Origin of the sequence: Sphingobium lactosutens (genome assembly GCF_013393185.1) — a bacterium.
Taxonomy (GTDB): domain Bacteria; phylum Pseudomonadota; class Alphaproteobacteria; order Sphingomonadales; family Sphingomonadaceae; genus Sphingobium; species Sphingobium lactosutens_A.
In genome coordinates, this window is the sequence record NZ_QJQX01000036.1 from 20331 (window position 1) to 37757 (window position 17427).

16 protein-coding genes are annotated in these 17427 nt (G+C 65.1%); 7 read left to right on the forward strand and 9 right to left on the reverse strand.

Going from position 1 to position 17427, the window contains the following annotated elements; translation table 11 throughout:
- Nucleotides 1-16: 16 nt before the first annotated feature.
- On the forward strand, nucleotides 17-1819 hold the full coding sequence (locus tag DM806_RS06495; protein ID WP_179042413.1) for an acyl-CoA dehydrogenase C-terminal domain-containing protein: 1803 nt from the start codon (nucleotides 17-19) through the stop codon (nucleotides 1817-1819).
- Between the two features lie 116 nt (nucleotides 1820-1935).
- Here the strand turns inward: DM806_RS06495 and DM806_RS06500 are convergent, their stop codons facing one another.
- The gene (locus tag DM806_RS06500) at nucleotides 1936-2085 is read right to left on the reverse strand and encodes a hypothetical protein (RefSeq protein WP_179042414.1); all 150 of its coding nucleotides are present in this window, start codon (nucleotides 2083-2085) and stop codon (nucleotides 1936-1938) included.
- 371 nt (nucleotides 2086-2456) lie between these two features.
- On the opposite strand from DM806_RS06500, the gene DM806_RS06505 reads away from it, so the two are divergent.
- Nucleotides 2457-3749, forward strand: coding sequence for an amino acid permease (locus DM806_RS06505; RefSeq protein WP_179042415.1), 1293 nt, complete (start codon nucleotides 2457-2459; stop codon nucleotides 3747-3749).
- 56 nt (nucleotides 3750-3805) lie between these two features.
- Here the strand turns inward: DM806_RS06505 and dnaJ are convergent, their stop codons facing one another.
- Together dnaJ and dnaK are read right to left on the reverse strand one after the other, a co-directional pair.
- The gene (dnaJ, locus tag DM806_RS06510; RefSeq protein ID WP_179042416.1) at nucleotides 3806-4948 is read right to left on the reverse strand and encodes a molecular chaperone DnaJ; all 1143 of its coding nucleotides are present in this window, start codon (nucleotides 4946-4948) and stop codon (nucleotides 3806-3808) included.
- A 103-nt stretch (nucleotides 4949-5051) separates the two neighbouring features.
- Complete coding sequence (gene dnaK / locus DM806_RS06515; RefSeq protein WP_179042417.1) at nucleotides 5052-6959, reverse strand: molecular chaperone DnaK; 1908 nt, start codon at nucleotides 6957-6959, stop codon at nucleotides 5052-5054.
- Nucleotides 6960-7132: 173 nt separating this feature from the next.
- On the opposite strand from dnaK, the gene DM806_RS06520 reads away from it, so the two are divergent.
- Together DM806_RS06520 and DM806_RS06525 are read left to right on the forward strand one after the other, a co-directional pair.
- Nucleotides 7133-7606, forward strand: coding sequence for a copper chaperone PCu(A)C (locus DM806_RS06520; protein ID WP_179042418.1), 474 nt, complete (start codon nucleotides 7133-7135; stop codon nucleotides 7604-7606).
- A gap of 11 nt (nucleotides 7607-7617) precedes the next feature.
- Nucleotides 7618-8076, forward strand: coding sequence for a vgr related protein (locus tag DM806_RS06525; RefSeq protein ID WP_179042419.1), 459 nt, complete (start codon nucleotides 7618-7620; stop codon nucleotides 8074-8076).
- A gap of 126 nt (nucleotides 8077-8202) precedes the next feature.
- Here DM806_RS06525 and DM806_RS06530 read toward each other — a convergent pair whose 3' ends face one another.
- The 6 genes from DM806_RS06530 to sdhC form a co-directional block, all read right to left on the reverse strand.
- On the reverse strand, nucleotides 8203-9837 hold the full coding sequence (locus DM806_RS06530) for a pilus assembly protein TadG-related protein (protein WP_179042420.1): 1635 nt from the start codon (nucleotides 9835-9837) through the stop codon (nucleotides 8203-8205).
- Entirely contained in the window at nucleotides 9837-10271 is a 435-nt protein-coding gene (locus tag DM806_RS06535) for a TadE/TadG family type IV pilus assembly protein (RefSeq protein ID WP_179042421.1), read from the reverse strand. Before DM806_RS06535 ends, DM806_RS06530 begins: the two co-directional genes overlap by 1 nt.
- Nucleotides 10272-10362: 91 nt before the next feature.
- Complete coding sequence (locus DM806_RS06540) at nucleotides 10363-11412, reverse strand: ATP-binding protein (RefSeq protein ID WP_179042422.1); 1050 nt, start codon at nucleotides 11410-11412, stop codon at nucleotides 10363-10365.
- A gap of 93 nt (nucleotides 11413-11505) precedes the next feature.
- On the reverse strand, nucleotides 11506-13308 hold the full coding sequence (gene sdhA, locus DM806_RS06545) for a succinate dehydrogenase flavoprotein subunit (protein WP_179042423.1): 1803 nt from the start codon (nucleotides 13306-13308) through the stop codon (nucleotides 11506-11508).
- Nucleotides 13308-13697 carry a succinate dehydrogenase, hydrophobic membrane anchor protein gene (sdhD, locus tag DM806_RS06550; protein WP_179042424.1) on the reverse strand — a complete coding sequence of 130 codons (390 nt, stop codon included), beginning with the start codon at nucleotides 13695-13697 and terminating at the stop codon, nucleotides 13308-13310. Before sdhD ends, sdhA begins: the two co-directional genes overlap by 1 nt.
- A complete protein-coding gene (gene sdhC / locus DM806_RS06555; RefSeq protein WP_179042425.1) occupies nucleotides 13697-14092 on the reverse strand; it encodes a succinate dehydrogenase, cytochrome b556 subunit in 396 nt (131 codons plus the stop codon). Before sdhC ends, sdhD begins: the two co-directional genes overlap by 1 nt.
- 176 nt (nucleotides 14093-14268) lie before the next feature.
- Between sdhC and DM806_RS06560 the strand changes: the two genes are divergently transcribed.
- From DM806_RS06560 to DM806_RS06570, 3 genes are all read left to right on the forward strand, one after another.
- Nucleotides 14269-15603, forward strand: a complete 1335-nt coding sequence (locus tag DM806_RS06560; protein ID WP_179042426.1) for a methyl-accepting chemotaxis protein — start codon at nucleotides 14269-14271, stop codon at nucleotides 15601-15603.
- A gap of 87 nt (nucleotides 15604-15690) precedes the next feature.
- Nucleotides 15691-16677 (forward strand): 50S ribosomal protein L11 methyltransferase, encoded by a 987-nt coding sequence (locus DM806_RS06565; RefSeq protein WP_179042427.1) that lies wholly within the window; start codon nucleotides 15691-15693, stop codon nucleotides 16675-16677.
- Between the two features lie 30 nt (nucleotides 16678-16707).
- Nucleotides 16708-17427 (forward strand): dienelactone hydrolase family protein, encoded by a 720-nt coding sequence (locus DM806_RS06570; RefSeq protein ID WP_179042428.1) that lies wholly within the window; start codon nucleotides 16708-16710, stop codon nucleotides 17425-17427.

Genomic DNA, 17427 nt, shown 5'->3' on the forward strand with positions numbered 1-17427 from the left:
ATGTCAGGAGAAGATCATGCCCAGCTATGCCGCCCCCATTCGTGATACCCGCTTCGTGCTGGACCATGTCGTCGGGCTGGACCGCTATGCCAATCTGCCTGGCTTCGAAAATGCCACACCCGATCTGGTCGAGGCGATCCTGGCCGAGGGCGGCAAGCTGGCGGCGGAGATTCTCTTCCCGTTGAACGCCGTGGGCGACAAGGAAGGCTGCACCCGCAATCCTGACGGCAGCGTGACCACGCCGACCGGCTTCAAGCAGGCGTTCGACACCTATGTCGAGGGCGGCTGGACGACGCTGCACGGCCCGACCGAATATGGCGGCCAGGGCCTGCCCAATGTCGTCGCGGCGGCCGTGGGCGAATATGTGCTGTCGTCCAACCACAGCTTCGAAATGTATCATGGCCTGACCAGCGGCGCCGTTTCCGCCCTGCTCGCCAAGGGCAGCGACGAGCTGAAGCAGAAATATGTCCCCAACATGGTGTCGGGCAAATGGACCGGCACGATGAACCTGACCGAGCCGCATGCCGGCACCGACCTTGGCCTCATCAAGACCAAGGCCGTGCCCAATGCCGATGGCAGCTACGCCATCAGCGGCACCAAGATCTTCATTTCCGCCGGCGAGCATGACCTGTCGGAGAACATCATCCACCTCGTCCTCGCCAAGACGCCGGGCGCGCCGGACAGCAGCAAGGGAATCTCGCTGTTCGTCGTACCCAAATTCTTCGTCAACGAAGACGGGTCGCCGGGCGAGCGCAATGCCGTGTCCTGCGGCTCGCTGGAGCACAAGATGGGCATCCACGGCAACGCCACCTGCGTCATGAACTATGACGGCGCGACCGGCTGGATCGTGGGCGAGGAGAATAAGGGTCTCGCCGCCATGTTCATCATGATGAACGCCGCGCGCATGTGGGTCGGCATGCAGGGGCTGGGTCAGGCCGAGATCGCCTATCAGAATGCGGTTCACTATGCCCGTGACCGCCGGCAGGGCCGTGCGCTGACCGGTCCCAAGGAGCCGGACGAAAAGGCCGACACGCTGTTCGTCCATCCCGATGTGCGCCGCATGCTGATGGAGGCCAAGGCGCTGACCGAAGGGCTGCGCGCGCTGATGCTGTGGGGCGCCCTGCAGGTCGACCTGGCCCATCAGGCCGCGACCGAGGAAGAACGGCAGGCGGCCGACGATCTGGTCCAGCTGCTGACGCCGGTGCTCAAGGGCTATGGCACCGACAAGGGCTTCGACGTCACCGTGATGGCGCAGCAGGTGTTCGGCGGCCATGGCTATATCTGGGAAAATGGCGTCGAGCAGTATGTGCGCGACGCGCGCATCGCCCAGATCTATGAAGGCACCAATGGCGTGCAGGCGATGGACCTGGTCGGCCGCAAGCTGCCGATGAACGGCGGGCGCGCGCTTCAGGGCTTCCTCAAGATGGTCGGTGACGAAGTCGCCGCAGCCAAGGACAATGAGAAGCTGGCGGGCATCGCCGACGCGCTGGAAAAGGCCAGCGGCCAGCTGGGCGCGGCGACCATGTGGCTGATGCAGAACGCCATGAAGAACCCCGACAATGCCGGGGCGGGCGCGCATCATTACATGCACATCCTGGGCATCGTGGCGACCGGCCTGATGTGGCTGCGCATGGCCAAGGCCGCCGCTACCCTGATCGAGGCGGGTGACGGCGACGCCAAATATCTGGAAGCCAAGCTGGTGACGGCGCGCTTCTTCGCTGAACGGATCATGCCCGATGCGGGATCGCTGCGCCGCAAGATCGAGGGCGGCGCCGATGCGCTGATGGCGCTCGATCCGGACATGTTCCTGGTCGCCTGATCCGACGACCATATTCAGTCAAGCGAAGGGCGGCCCTATGGTCGCCCTTTTCGTTCATTCCTTATCGTGATTTCCGAGCCGTGAAATGTGCCATTTCACTCGAAATCACTTGTGGATCAGGCGGCGAGCGGCAGCTGTTCCTCGACCGGAGCCGGGGTGACGTCGTCGGCGACAGGCGCCTTCGTCCTGTTGAGCGCAGCAATATAGCGCTCGGCAGAAACGACATCACGGCGATAGGCGAAATAGAGCGACAACAGGGAAAACATCTTACAGCCTCGATTGGGAATTTGCTGCGTTGCAGCATCGCAGCCTATCTGCGCTTCCATGGGCTATTTCGCAAATGCAATACGATCGAAGGCGATTGCAGGAAATGTATCCCTGCCTGACCGAGCGGGTGACGGAGAAGTGGAGGAAATAACTCGGGCGGGTTCGAAACGAGCAGGAGCGGACATTCAATGTCCGTAACCCAGCGAAGGCTTGCATCTCAGGCCATGTCGCGCGACCTCGCCTGAGACACCAGCCTTCGCTGGGGTGACGGCTAAGAAGAGAGGACGTGGCCTGTCCCCGACCTACCCATCTTCACCATTCCCACGCGGCAGCCTAGCAATCGATCGCGTCCGCCATTAGGCATTCGGACATGAGCAATCCGTCGAACGACGCCGGCCCCCCGCCCGCATCCTCCCGAACCCTGGGCCTTGCCGCCTGCATCGCGCTGGTCATGGGCAATATGATCGGGTCGGGCGTGTTCCTGCTGCCGGCCAGCCTTGCACCGTTCGGATGGGACGCGGTCGCGGGATGGGTGTTCACCATTGCCGGCTCGCTGGTGCTGGCCCTCGTCATCGCGCGGCTGACCGTGGCGATGCCCGACGCCAACGCATCGCAGATGATCGCGCGCGCCTATGGCCCGCTGGCGGGCTTCGCGATCGGCTGGATCTACTGGATCTCGATCATCATCACCAACGTCACCATCGCGGTGGCGGCGACCGCGAACCTCAGCAGCGTGGTGCCCGCGCTGGCCGAGCCGGGCGTGGGCGCGCTCTGTTCGATCGCCTTTCTCTGGGCGATGACCGGCGTCAACCTGATCGGCGCGCGGGCGGCGGGGCTGACGCAGATCGGCACGACGATCATCAAGCTGATCCCGATCATCGTCGTGCTCATATTGCTGGTGCTGATCCTGGGCAGCGGCAAGGCGGAGGTTGTCCCCTTCCCCGCACAGGGCCTGACCGGTGCAGGCATCACCGCATCGGCGGCGCTGACCCTATGGGCGCTGCTGGGCTTCGAATCCGCCAGCGTCGCGGCCGACAAGGTCCGCGATCCGGCGCGGACCATCCCGCGCGCAACGCTGATCGGCACGGCGGCGACCGGCTTCATCTATCTGGTGGTCTGTTCCGGCATCGCACTCACCCTTCCGGCGGCGGAAACCCAGACCGGATCCCCCTTCGGCGCGTTCGTCAGCCATTACTGGTCGGCGGGGCCAGCAAGTTTCATCGCCATCTTCGTGGTGGTGAGCTGCCTTGGCGCGCTCAATGGCTGGACCCTCTTGCAAGGCGAAGTGCCGCTGGCGATGGCGCGGGCAGGCGAGCTGCCGCGCTGGCTGGCAGGCACCGATGCCAGGGGGACACCCCGGCGCGGGCTGATCCTGTCAACCGTGCTGGCCAGCCTGATGCTGGTGGCGAACAGCCTGCAGGGACTGGTGGCGCTGTTCACCGCGATGGCGCTGCTGGCGACGTCGGCGACGCTGTGGCTTTATGTCGGCTGCGCACTGGCGAGCCTGCGCTTCCGGCTGGTGGTGCCGGCGGCGCTGATCGGCCTTGGCTATGCGCTCTGGACGCTATGGGGGGCGGGGCTGGTGGCCAGCGGGTCCAGCATCCTGCTGATGCTGGCGGGCCTGCCCTTCTACTGGTGGGCGCGGCGGGGCCAGCGCGCATAAAAAAGGGCTGCCCCCGCCCTGGCGGGAACAGCCCTCCTTTTCCCGTGGGAAGAGGATCAATCCCCCCACAATTCCTTGAGCTTGGAGAAGAAGCCCGTCGATTGCGGGCATTCCTCGCCGGTTTCCGTCTCGCGGAAGGCTTCGAGCAGTTCCTTCTGCTTGGCGCTGAGCTTGGTCGGCGTCTCGACATCGACCTGGATGACGAGGTCGCCCTGCCCGCGTCCGTTCAGCACCGGCATGCCGGCGCCGCGCTGACGGATCTGCTTGCCCGACTGGATGCCGCTCGGAATCTTGATCTCATGCCGCGAGCCGTCGAGGCCCGGCACTTCGATCACGCCGCCCAGCGCCGCCGTAGTGATGCTGACCGGTGCGCGGCAGAAGAGCGTCGTGCCGTCGCGTTCGAAGATCGAATGGCGCTTCACATGCAGGAAGATATAGAGGTCGCCCGCAGGCGCGCCACGCGCGCCGGCCTCGCCCTCGCCCGACAGGCGGATGCGGGTGCCTTCGTCGACGCCGGCCGGAATATTGACCGACAGCGCCTTGGGCTTGTCCACGCGCCCCTCGCCCCGGCAGGAGCGGCAGGGGCTTTCGATCACCTGGCCCGCGCCATGGCAGGACGGACAGGTGCGCTCGACCACGAAAAAGCCCTGCTGCGCACGAACCTGGCCATGGCCGCCGCAGGTGCCGCAGCTCTTGACCCCGGTGCCGGGCTGCGCGCCCGACCCGTCGCAGCTTTCGCAGGCCGCCGACACCTCGATCTGAATCTCGGTCTGCTTGCCATGATAGGCTTCGTCGAGCGTGATCTCCATATCGTAGCGCAGATCCGCGCCACGGCGCTGCTGCTGGCGGCCACCGCCGGCGCCGCCGAACCCGGCCTGGCCGAAGATCGTCTCGAAAATATCGCCAAGGTCGGAAAAGCCGCCCGCGCCGCCGCGGAACCCACCACCGCCGCCGCCACCCGACTGGGCGTTGGTATAGGCCGCATGACCATAACGGTCATAGGCCGCGCGCTTCTGCGGGTCTTTCAAGCACTCATAGGCTTCGGAAACCGCCTTGAACCTGGCCTCGCTGTCGGTGCATCCCCCGGTCTTGTCCGGGTGATATTTCATCGCCATCTTGCGATAGGCGCTCTTGATGGCTCCGCCATCAGCTGTGCGCTCGACTTCGAGCAGCTCGTAATAATCAACTTCGGTAGTCATATCGCCCCCGGCGCGCACGGTCCCCGGCTTCGCCCCGAACGGTCGCGCTGGTCAAGGACCATGCCGTCCGCATGAGGCGAAGTCGAGAAGCGTTTCATCGGGCTTACGCCTTGTTGTCGTCCACTTCCGAGAATTCGGCATCGACGACATCGTCGTCGGCCTTGGCGCCCGAGGCACCTTCTCCGTCCGGAGCCGCGGCCGAAGCCTGCTCCTTCTCGTAGATCGCCTGGCCGAGCTTCATCGCGACCGTGGCGAGTTCCTGCGCCTTGGTCTTCATCGCTTCAGCATCGCCGCTTTCGATCGCGCTCTTGGTCGCAGCGATCGCGGTTTCGATCTCGCCCTTCAGCGATGTGTCGACCTTGTCGCCATGTTCGGCCAACTGCGCCTCGGTGGTGTGGACCAGGCTTTCGGCGTTGTTCTTGGCTTCAGCCGCTTCGCGACGCTTCTTGTCGTCTTCGGCGAAACGTTCGGCGTCCTTGACCATCTGGTCGATGTCGGAGTCGCTGAGGCCACCCGACGCCTGGATGCGGATCTGCTGTTCCTTGCCGGTGCCCTTGTCCTTCGCGGACACGTTGACGAGGCCGTTGGCGTCGATGTCGAAGGTGACTTCGATCTGCGGCACGCCGCGCGGCGCCGGGGGGATGCCGACGAGATCGAACTGGCCGAGGATCTTGTTGTCCGCCGCCATTTCACGCTCGCCCTGGAACACGCGGATCGTCACCGCCTGCTGATTGTCATCGGCGGTCGAATAGACCTGCGACTTCTTGGCGGGGATGGTGGTGTTGCGGTCGATCATGCGGGTGAACACGCCACCCAGCGTCTCGATGCCCAGCGACAGCGGCGTCACGTCGAGCAGCAGCACGTCCTTGACGTCGCCCTGAAGCACGCCCGCCTGAATGGCGGCGCCCATGGCGACGACTTCGTCCGGGTTGACGCCGGTGTGCGGTTCCTTGCCGAAGAATTCCTTCACGGCTTCGCGCACCTTGGGCATGCGGGTCATGCCGCCGACGAGGACGACTTCGCTGATCTCGCTGGCCGAAACGCCCGCGTCGGCCATCGCCTTCTTGCAGGGCTCCATCGTGCGCTTGATGAGGTCGGCCACCAGACGCTCCAGATCGGCGCGGGTGATCGTCTTCACCAGATGCTTGGGACCATTCTGGTCGGCGGTGATGAAGGGCAGGTTGACTTCGGTGGTCTGCGCCGAGGACAGCTCGATCTTCGCCTTTTCAGCGGCTTCCTTCAGACGCTGGAGCGCCAGCTTGTCCTTGGTGAGGTCGATGCTCTCCGCCTTCTTGAAGTCGGCGGCCAGATATTCCACCAGCTTGGCGTCGAAATCTTCGCCGCCCAGGAAGGTGTCGCCGTTGGTCGACTTCACTTCGAACACGCCGTCGCCGATTTCGAGAATCGAGATGTCGAAGGTGCCGCCGCCAAGGTCATAGACCGCGATCGTCTTGCCGTCCTGCTTGTCCAGCCCGTAAGCGAGCGCGGCCGCAGTCGGCTCGTTGATAATGCGCAGCACTTCGAGGCCGGCGATCTGGCCGGCGTCCTTGGTCGCCTGACGCTGAGCGTCGTTGAAGTAGGCGGGAACGGTGATGACCGCCTGCGTCACGGTTTCGCCCAGATACGACTCGGCGGTTTCCTTCATCTTCTGAAGGATGAAGGCACTGATCTGCGACGGGCTGTAATTTTCGCCGCCGGCCTTGACCCAGGCGTCACCGTTCGGCCCCTTCGAAATGTCGTAGGGGACGAGTTCCATGTCCTTCTTGGTCATGGGATCGTCGAAGCGGCGGCCGATCAGGCGCTTCACCGCGAAAATCGTGTTGTCCGGGTTGGTCACCGCCTGGCGCTTGGCCGGCTGGCCGATCAGACGTTCGCCATCCTTGGCGAAGGCGACGATCGACGGGGTGGTGCGGGCCCCTTCCGCATTCTCGATCACCTTGGGCTTGCCGCCGTCCATCACAGCGATGCAGCTGTTGGTGGTGCCAAGGTCAATACCGATTACTTTTGCCATCTCTTCCTCTTGTAACCCCAAATATACTCAGCGGTTGACGGCCCCATACCTCACAAAAGCGCCAAGGCAAGGCCGGTTTGCACGAGGGATATAGGCGCGCTTTCGCTTGGCACAAGAAGCGGGTGCGATTACCTATGCATAGAAGCCAGAACGGGACAGTCATGGAGTATCGGATGCGCGCGCTTTTTGCCCTTTTCGCTCTTGCCGCGCCCCTTCTCGTCAGCGGCTGTGGCGATCCCGCGCCGACCTATGTCGACCAGGCCTGGATTCGCCTGTCGCCCAACAAGGCAATGCCGTCGGCCGGCTATTTCGTCGCCCATGGCGGCGATGCGGGTACGCAGTTGCGCGGCGTCATCACCGACTATGCGCTCAAGGTCGAGATGCATGAAAGCCTGACGAAGGACGGGATGACGACGATGGAGCGTATCGACAGCGTCGACATCCCCGCCAAGGGCAAGGTCGCCTTCGCGCCGGGCGGCAAGCATCTGATGCTCTTCGGCATCAACGATACAGCGATCAGCCGGGGCAAGATGCAACTGACCTTCCTGATGGCCAATGGCGACCGGCTGCTGGTCGACGCGCTGATCCGCAAGCCCGAGGCCGCCGCTGCGCCCGCGCCCAAGGCCGACGACGCTGCCGGGCATTGACCGGGCTCCCATTGACCGGCCGGGCGCTTACCCCACAGGAAACCGCCCTCGCCCGCTCGGTCTTCGGGCAGGCGATCGACTATGGGAGGGTACGGGTGCATAATCGCAAATGGTGGCCGTTCCAGCCCAGAGGTGTGACCATGGCGCCCGACGGCGAGCTGTGGTTCCATCCCGACAGCGGCCTGTTCTGCGCCGATTTCTGCGAAAGCCCGCTGCATCTTCAAGGCCATTTCATCCATGAGATGACCCATGTCTGGCAGGCGCAGCGGTCGGGCAGATATTGGCTGCCGCTGATGCGCCATCCCTTTTGCCGCTACGCCTATGACATCGTGCCGGGCAGGCCGTTCGCCCGCTACGGCATCGAGCAGCAGGCGGAGATCGTGCGCCATGCCTTCCTGCTGCGGCGGGGCGTGGCGGTGCGGGGCAAGCCCGGCCTGCCGGTCTATGAGGCACTGCTCCCCTTCGCCTGACCGGGCTATTGTCTTTTGATTACCGCATTCTGCGAGCCGTCGACTGTTCCAGTCGACTTCAGAATGCGGTCTTTTGATTGCCGCATTCTGCGAGCCGTCGACTGTTCCAGTCGACTTCAGAATGCTCTAGCCGACCAACGTCCCCTCGCCGCAACGGGCGCCGTTCACGCGCACATCGGCTTGCCCGATATGCAGGCCGAGCAGATCCTCCACCTGCTGCAACAGCGCGTCGACGGCGGGCGCGCCCGCCTGCAACACCGTCCCGATCAGGCTGGTGACGGAGGACAGGTTGAGACCGAGGCCCAGCAGCTGCACGCGCAAGTCCATGCCCTTGACCAGCGAACCGGTCAGCCCCTGCACCAGGCCCGTGGCATTGACCGTCTTGAGCGTGGCGGCATCAATCTCCGCCTGAGTGAAGCGCACGCTCTTCCAGTCGGTGCTGGCAAGGTCGATGCTGGCCTTGGCCGTCGCCGTGACCAGCAGCAGTTGCAGCAGCGTCACGGGGTTTTCCGTCACCGGCACGCCCATATTGCCCAGTTGCGCGGTGTTGATGTCGGCGATGGCGACATGGCCGGGGGACGGCCGCACCAGAAGATCGACGGTTGCGCTCTTGCCCGAACAGCTGATGGCCGACAGCCGGGCCTGTCCCTGCGCCAGTTCGACATAGACGGGCAGGCGCAGGCTGGCGACGCCGAGCAGGTCCGCCCCACCCACCTGTGTGTCCAGATAGGCGCGCGCCTGCGCGGTGCGGATGATGAGGCTATTGTCCCGCGCCACGGCGAGCCAGGGCGAATCCGCCGCGCGCTGGCCGATCGCCAGGTAGATTTTCGCGGAGGTCAGCCCCGGAATGTTGAGGCCGGTGTTGAGCGCCAGCTGTCTGCCGCCATTGGCCAGCATCAATATCTCGCGCAGCATGGAATAGGCATCCACGCTGCCGACGCCGGCCGTCCCATTCTTGTCCCGACTGCCCGCTGCGCCCAGGTCGATCAACTGGTCGAGCTTCACCGATGTCCCCGGCGCCTGCACCGCAAGCAGGCGCAGCGCATTGGCGGCATTCGTATCGCCGGTCGTCGCGGCCAGCGCCGACAGCACTTGCGGCAGCGTCGCATTGGCGCTCAATATGTCGTCGAAGGTCAGGGCGTTGGCATTGATGCTGGTCCCCAACGCACGGGAAAAGCCGAGCAGGTCGATCTTGGCGCTGGCCAGCGCGTTATAGTCCGAAACCGACAGATTGACCGACGTTCCGAGCAGGCTGGACAGAAGGGCATTGGGCAGGCCGCCCGAAAAGGCGCCCAGCCGCGACCCGATGGAAAAGCTCGCCAGGTCCGTCCGCGCCGCGGTCGCCCTGGCCTGAACGATACCGCCGCTGCGCCCGGCGACGAAACGGCCAAAAAAGAAGGTGACATTCTGCTGGAGCGTCACCTGCACCGCCCCCGCCTCCGCGCCCGCGGTGAAACGCGAATCCCAGGTGACGGTTGGATCGGCGACATAACGGCCCGGCGCGATGAGCGGCGTCTGCATGCCGGGAAAATTCTGTTGCGCGAGGATGCGCCGGACTGCTTCGCCCCGCATGTCGGGGGCCGATGCCGCCGCGGCGATGGCGGCGGCATCGGCCGCGCCCTGCAACCGCCGCTTCGACACATAGAGATTGCCGATATCGACGACCAGCGCCGCGCTCGCGATCAGCATCCCCAGGGCCATGACCATGATGACCGTCGTCGCCCCCCGCTCGTCCGTTCGCAAGCGCCGGAGCCGCCGCATCAGAGCCCGCCCAGCATGACGGTGGCGCTGGTCGTGATGGCTTTGCCTGGCAGGGGTACAAGAGGCAGGCGCAGCAGCGGTTCCGCCGATACGTCGTAGCTGATCGACACCTGGACCAACTGGCCCGTCTCGGTAACGCTCACCGTGCCCTTGGCCGGATCGAGCGGCACGCCCTTCAACGCGGCCTTGACGCTGGCCTCCGCAATCTGCCGCCGTTCCGTCGCGCTGAGGCCGGCCAAGGCGGAGCGCGCCGCATTATTGGCGAGCAACTGCAACGACTGGGCCGTGTAGAGCCAATTGCCATAGGCCAATATGCCCATGAGCAGAACGAGCAGGATGGGAAGCGAAAACGCCAGTTCGATCAGCGCCGCCCCACGCTCATCGGCCTGAAGCCGTGAGCAAATTTTCTCCCCCTTCGGACTTCGAGCCGTCATGGCCGTCTCCCTCAGGTATGGGAGATGGTCAGACAGCGGATTTAAGAAAAGCTTAAGAAGCTCCGATCTGGTGGGATTCCCGGAGGAGCGCCTACCAGGCTGCGGCCAGCATCGCTTCCAGCAGGCGCGGGAAATCCCATCCCTCCGCGCGGGCGGCGATGGCGGAGAGGCAATCCTGATGGTCGCGGCCGGGACGGCCGGGACCGGTCATGTTGGGCTTCATATTGAGGTCGAACAGCGTGAATCGGCCCGCCGCGTCGGCCCGGCAATCGATGCGGATCGGCGCCCGCGCGCCGACCAGCGCCGCTGCTCTGACGCATGCCTCCAACATCGCCTGCACGGCCGGCGACGCCAGTTCGTCCGCACCGATCGCCGCGCTGTTCGCCGTCACCGCGACATCGCCATTATAGGGCGCGACGCCGTCCTTTTGATCGAAACGGCGCACGGGACGCAACGCGCGATAGGTGCCGTCGACCGGCGGCATCACCGTCACCGTGACCTCTTCCCCGGCGAGATATTCCTCGACGATCAGCGTGTCGCCGAACTTCGCATCCTCGATCAGGCCGGCCGCCGCCGCCCGAAGCGCCGCCAGATCGGCGACGCGCGAGACGCCCTGGCTGCCGCGCCCGCGCACCGGCTTCACGATGAGCGGGAAGGACAGGCCGGCGTCCGCCAGCGCGGCCTCGACCTCGGCCAGCGCCCGCACATCCGGCCGCGCCGCCTGCGCCATCAGGAAGGAGCGCGCGACCGGCAGTCCCGCCTGCTCCAGCATCCGGTTGGTCGCGAACTTGTCATCATAGCGCTGCATCAGTTCGGGCAATTGCCCGACGATCCGCACCTGCCCCACCACGGCCTCCAGCGGATGCCCTTCGAACAGCACGCTGTTGGCCCAGAGGATGGTCGCGCCCGCCGCCATCGCCGCGGCGATGCCTTCCTCCGTGTCGGGAAAGACCCAGTCGAGCGGCCGGGTCGGGTCGGGATCGGCCACCGGCGTCAATATGTGATGCCCTTGCCCGCGCAGCACGAAAGCGATGTCCGCGCCGCCATCCGAATAGCCGCCCGGCTTGGCATCCTTGCGCAGCCCGTCGATCACCGGCGGCGGCAGCGCCTGATAGAGGATGGCCACGGCGTCCTGCGTCATATCGTCATTCCCGGAAAATGCGTCGTGAACGCAAAAGGGGGCCAGCCTTTCGGCTCGCCCCCTCCCGCATGTTTCGGCCTGTCGGCGCGGCGTTTAGTAAACGCGGGCCTTGGGTTTGATATATTCGGCTTCGTCCGTGAGCGTATAGTCATGGACCGGGCGATAATCGAGCGTCACCTTGCCGCCCGATCCACCCCAGCCTTCGAACCAGCTGATGGTGTGCTTCATCCAGTTTTCGTCATCGCGGTTCGGGAAATCCTCATGCGCATGGGCGCCGCGGCTTTCCTTGCGGTTTTCCGCGCTGACCATGGTGCACACGGCCTGCGACATCAGATTGTCGAGTTCCAGCGTCTCGATCAGGTCGGTGTTCCAGATCAGCGAGCGGTCGGAGACGGCGACGTCTTCCAGGCGCTTGTTGACCTGTTCCATCTTCCTGACGCCTTCGCCCAGCAGTTCGCTGTCGCGGAACACGGCGGCATGCTTCTGCATGGTGTGCTGCATTTCGAGACGGATCTGCGCCGTGGGCGTGCCGCCCTTGGCATTGCGATATTTGTCGAGACGCGACAGCGCCAGATCGGCGGCATCGGCCGGCAGCGGCTTGTGCGACGCGCCCGGCTTGAGGTTCTCCTTTAGGTGCAGGCCGGTCGCGCGACCGAACACGACAAGGTCGATCAGCGAGTTGGAGCCAAGGCGGTTCGCGCCATGGACTGACACGCAGGCCGCTTCGCCGACCGCATAGAGGCCCGGCACGATCACTTCGGGATCGTCACCGACCTTCGTCACCACCTGGCCATGATAGTTACAGGGGATGCCGCCCATATTGTAATGGACGGTCGGGGTCACGGGCAGCGGCTGACGGGTCAGGTCGACGCCCGCGAAGATCTTGCCGCTTTCGGTGATGCCCGGCAGACGCTCCGCGAGCACCTTGGGATCGATATGGTCGAGGTGCAGGAAGATGTGATCCTTGTTCGGACCCACGCCGCGCCCTTCGCGCATTTCCATCGCCATCGAACGCGACACGACGTCACGCGACGCCAGATCCTTTGCCGAGGGAGCATAGCGCTCCATGAAGCGCTCGCCTTCGGAATTGGTGAGGTAGCCGCCTTCGCCACGCGCGCCTTCAGTGATCAGAACGCCCGCGCCGTAGATGCCGGTCGGGTGGAACTGCACGAACTCCAGATCCTGGAGCGGAAGCCCTGCGCGCAGCACCATGCCGCCGCCGTCGCCGGTGCAGCTGTGCGCCGAGGTGGCGGAGAAATAGGCGCGGCCATAGCCGCCCGTCGCCAGCACCACGGCATGGCTGCGGAAGCGATGGATCGAGCCGTCTTCCATGCAGATGGCGATGACGCCACGGCATTCGCCATTTTCCATGATGAGGTCGATGGCGAAATATTCGATGTAGAAGTCGGCGTCATACTTCAGGCTCTGCTGATACAGGGCGTGGAGCATGGCGTGGCCGGTACGGTCGGCCGCGGCGCAGGTGCGCTGCACCGGCGGGCCAGCGCCCATATTCTGCATGTGGCCGCCGAACGGACGCTGGTAGATCGTCCCATTCTCGTTACGGCTGAACGGCACGCCGGCATGTTCCAGCTCGATCACGGCCGCCGGCGCTTCGCGGACCATATATTCGATCGCGTCCTGGTCGCCCAGCCAGTCGGACCCCTTGACGGTGTCGAACATGTGCCAGGTCCAGTGGTCGGGGCTGTTGTTGCCCAACGAGGCGGCAATGCCGCCCTGCGCCGCCACGGTGTGGCTGCGGGTCGGGAACAGCTTGGTGATGCAGGCGGTCTTGAGGCCCGCTTCGGCGCTGCCCATGGTGGCGCGCAGGCCCGAGCCGCCGGCGCCCACGACGACCGTGTCGTAGGTATGGTCGATGATCTTGTAGGCGTCGCTCATTATTTGACGATCCCCGTGAAGGCGATCTTGGCGATCGCGAAGACGCCCGCGGCCGCGCCGCCAAAGGCATAGAAGTTCAGCACCAGCATGGAGAAGAAGGCCAGACCCTTGTCATGGACATAATCCTCCAGCATCACCTGCATGCCGAGGCGCAGATGCATGAAGATGCTGACCACCATCAGCATCAGCGGCACCGCGACCAGCGGATGGGAAATCCAGCCCACGACGCTTTCATAATCGAGGCCGGGCAGCGCGATCAGGCTGAAGAGAAGCCACAGGACCAGCAGCAGGTTGCCGACCGCCGTGTAGCGCTGCGCCAGCCAGTGATGCGCGCCGTGCCTGGCCGAGCCAAGGCCACGAACGCGGCCGATTCCGGTTCCGGTTCCCATCAGAATTTCCCCGTGCAGATCGCGGCCCAGAAGGCCAGCGTGGCGAGAGTGGACAGGACGAAGGTCAGCAGCGACCAGATCTTGTTGTTCTTCAGCTCATAGCCCGCGCCCATGTCGAGCACGAAGTGGCGAAGGCCGGAGAAGAGATGCTGGAAGAAGAACCAGCTGAGGCCGGCCATCACCAGATAGCCGATCGGCGAGGTCGCGCAGGTGACGAAGGTCGCATAGGCTTCCGGCCCGCTCGCGGCGGCCATCAGCCACCAGACGAGGCCAAGCGCGCCGGCGGTCGCCAGCCCATTGCCCGTCACGCGGTGCATGATGGAGACGGCCATCGCCGGCCCCCATTTCCAGATCGTCAAATGCGGCGAGAGTGGCCGGCTGGTGGAACGCGCCATGTCTACCCTAGTCCCTGATACTTGTCCCTGAGTCCCGTCCCCTTAGGAGCGAAGAGGCGAGAGGGCAAGCGGCACAGGAAAAGTGCGACGGCAGGTTCGAATAAGGATCAATTAACCAAAGGCCGCTATCCCTGACGGCCAAAGGTTCGTGCATTGTCGAGGGGCACCCGAATACCATGAATTTCGCCGAGTCATTCCGGATCGTGAACGCCAATGCCATGGCCAGTCCCGATCTGGCCGACAGCATCGCGCCCGAGGCGCTGGAAATTCACGCGATGATCCGGGATTCGCTGCCGCTCGTCACGCGCACCTTCTTCGACAGCTATGCCGCTGACGCCAATCTGCGCCAGCATCTGAGCGAGACGGCGCTGCGCAAGATCGAAATGGAAACCGCCCGCTATATCGAGGAGAAGCTGGCGAATTTCTCGGCCGGCGCCTGGATCGAGACGGCGACCAATTGCGTCCGCCATGCCAGCAAGCATGGTTTCCCGGTGCAGGCGGTGCTGACCGCGGTGTCCCGGTCCAACGAGAAGATCGCCGATCTGGTATGCGACCGCTGCTGGGACGACCGGGAGCGCTGCCAGCGCCTGCTGCGCGCGATCAACCGCCTCTCCTCGCTCGACATCGCCATCATGAGCAATGTTTTGGCGCAGGATGTCGCCGAGTCCCAGAAGGTTGAACGCCAGCGCTATGGATCGCTGTTCGAACAGCGCATCGTCGGCGAAATCGACGGCGCATCGAAGCTGGGCGAATCGCTGCGCGAACAGGCCAAGGATGCGTCGGCCGCGACGCGCGGCATGCTGGGCAAGGCGTCCGAAGTCGCCGCCGCCGCCGAGCAGTCGGCGCTCGCCATGCGCGAAGCCGCCCGCACCTCCGCCGGCCTGATCCGCGCGATTGAGGATGCCCGCACCGAAGTCGAAGGCGCCGCCGACGTCGCCCAGCGCGCCGCGCGCCAGTCAGGAGATGCCGTCACCATGTCCGCCACCCTGTCCGAACATGCCAAGTCGATCGAATCGATTTTGGGCCTGATCCGCGACATAGCGGGGCAAACCAACCTGCTGGCGCTCAACGCCACGATCGAAGCCGCCCGTGCGGGCGACGCGGGCCGTGGCTTCGCGGTCGTCGCGCAGGAAGTGAAGAGCCTCGCCAACCAGACCGCGCGCGCCACCGACGAGATTGCCGGCAAGATCGCCGACATCCAGATGTCGACCCGCCAGTCGGTCGAAACCAACGAGCGTATCCGCGACACGGTGGGCGAAGTGCAGGCCAGCGCCGAACGCATCCGCCATGCCATGGACGCGCAGGCGCAGACCGTCACCATGATCACCGCCGCCGTCGACGAAACCGCGCTGGCGGCCGACTCGATGTCGACCACCATTTCGGCGATCCGTCAGGATACCGAAGTCGTCGCGTCGGAAATCGACCAGCTGGAGCGCGGCTTCATGAGCGTCGAAGAAAAGCTGGCCAGCCTGCGCCATGCCTCGTCCGACTTTGGCCGTCAGGTCGCCTGATAGCGAACATACCAAGAAACGATCGGACGTGCTTTAAGGCATCCCGCCGCGCTTCCCCTCTCCCGTCCCCTCGTCTAAAGGCGCGGGATGAACGATGTCGTCCAAAGCTGGAAAGTCACCCTGCCCTGCACCCGCGCCGAAGCGGAGGCGCTGGACGGGGATATCGCCGCTTTCGCCCTGATGGAGCATCCGCCGGTGCTGATGACCAGCGAGGCTGAGCCGGATGACGAGGACAAGTGGCAGCTCGACGCCTATTTCGAGGGCAAGCCCAGCGCCGCCGCGATCAAGCTGCTCAAGACGCTGGTGCCCAGCGCCGCCGGGACGAAGCCTGCCGTCGAGCCATTGCCTGACGAGGATTGGGTGACGCTGAGCCAGCAGGGGCTGGAAGCCGTCACAGCCGGGCGATTCCATGTCCGCAACCTTGCCAGCGATCCCGAGCTTCCCGGCCACAAGAATCTGCTGATCGAGGCGAGCCGCGCCTTCGGCACCGGCCAGCATGAAACCACCGCCGGCTGCCTTATCATGCTCGACCGGATGCGCCGCGTCGGCATCCGGGCGCGCAACGTCGCCGACATCGGCACCGGCACCGGGCTGCTCGCCTTCGCCGCGCTGCACCTCTGGCCCCGTGCCCATGCGATCGCATCCGACATCGATCCGGTCGCGGTGGAGATCAGCGTGGAGAATGCGCGCGCCAATGGCGTGGCGCTGGGCGACGGGGCGGGCCAGCTCGCGCTGGTCACAGCCGCCGGTGCGGATCATCCGGCGCTGGTCGGCCGGGCGCCCTACGACCTGCTGATCGCCAATATCCTTGCCGGGCCGCTGATCGAACTGGCCCCGGCGCTCTGCGCGCTGGTCGAGGATGGCGGGACGATCCTGCTGGCGGGCCTGCTCAAGGGACAGGCCGACGCGGTGCTGGCGGCCTATCGCGCCGAAGGGATGCGCCTTGCCGAGCGCAGCGACCGGGGCGACTGGCCGACGCTGCGTCTGCGCAAGCGCCCCAGCATCGGCTGGAAGCGCCCCCGCCGCCTGAGCGCCACGGCGCGCGGCGAAACGCCCGGTTTCGGCAGCATCTGACTCATTATCCAGAGAGCGAGGTAGACAATCATGGGCATCACCCGCAGCGTCATCTTTTCGGACATTGACGGACAAGCCTTTGAACATGTGACGGTTTTCGACGAATCCGACATAGGGACACGTCCTGGCATCCTGCTGTTTCCCAATGTCCTGGGCACGAAGGAAGCGGATTTCATCCGGGCGGAAATGGTCGCGGCGCTGGGCTATGTCGTGCTCGTCGTCGACATGTTCGGGCAGGGCAAGCGCACCACCCGCGCCGATCCCGATTCGGCGCGCTACATGAACGCGCTGAACGCCGATCGCATGATATTGCGCGACCGGGTGAACGCCGCCCATACGCTGCTCAAGGGGCTGGACGGGGTCGATCCGGCGCGCACGGCGGCGATCGGCTTCTGCTTCGGTGGGCGCTGCGTCCTCGATCTCGCGCGGAGCGGCGCGGACATTGCGGGGGGCGTCAGCTTCCATGGGGTCTATCAGGCGCCGCCCTTCCCCAATGCCGCCATAACCGCCAAGTTATTGATCTGCCATGGCTGGGACGATCCGATCGCCCCGCCCGACGCGACCGTCGCGCTGGCGAAGGAACTGACCGAGGCGGGCTGCGACTGGCAGATCCATGCCTATGGCGCGACCGGCCACGCCTTCACCGACGAATCGGTGAACATGCCGGAAAAGGGCCTGGCCTACAGCGCCGACGCCGACCGGCGCAGCTTCAGGGCGATGGTCGATTTTCTGGGCGAATTGTTCGGATAA